The 654-nt window shown below is 44.6% G+C and carries 1 protein-coding gene; it reads left to right on the top strand.

From position 1 onward, the window contains the following. Positions 1 to 512 (top strand): restriction endonuclease subunit S domain-containing protein (locus ACS8FC_RS18295; RefSeq protein WP_439297835.1); only part of this gene is annotated, 512 nt, incomplete at its 5' end. Positions 513 to 654 lie beyond the last annotated feature (142 nt).

Below are 654 nucleotides of genomic sequence, written 5' to 3'. Positions count from 1 at the left end.
TGAGAAAAATGCAAGACTACCTGGCAGCATTGGAGGCACAAAACAGCGAGCTGATTTTGCAAAACACCTCTCTGGAAGCTCAGAACCTCACATTACGTACTGCACAGAACAAAATAATAGAACGGCAATTCGAGTTGACGACACAAAACGATGCGTTGAAGAGGCAAAATCAGGCATTGCTTGGGCAGCTAAACGATGCGAAAACCTACCAAAGCGATGTGATGACACAAAACAAAGAATTAATGGCACAGCACAAGCAAATAACAAGCTCACACAAAGAATTGACGACACAAAACAAGCAATTGAGGGAATCACTGAAGCTATCGGAAAGTCAAATATTGAAATTAACAAAGCAACTGAGCGAAGTGCAAGACCAGCCCCCAACCCCTTCGATGACGCAGCACGACGAGCAAGAGCTGCTCGACTTGATCGACAGCAAAGACAAGTTGATCGAGACACTCGAGCAAACCGTCACAAAGATGAGAGAATCTTTGAGTATGCTGAACGTATGAAGCTGCACTTAGCCATGCGTTTAATTCAACGCCATCACAATTCAATGGCAATCAGCTGGGCACAAGGAGAAACGATAGAGGATGCCCCTGATAAATTTGATAAGCGTCAAGTTGCGATACTTAGCGAGTTTGCAAAGCGCCT

It is taken from the genome of Psychrobacter sp. 1Y4 (assembly GCF_051847555.1).
The sequence above is the reverse complement of the archived record's forward strand: the minus strand, read 5'-3'. Positions and strand labels throughout refer to the sequence as shown.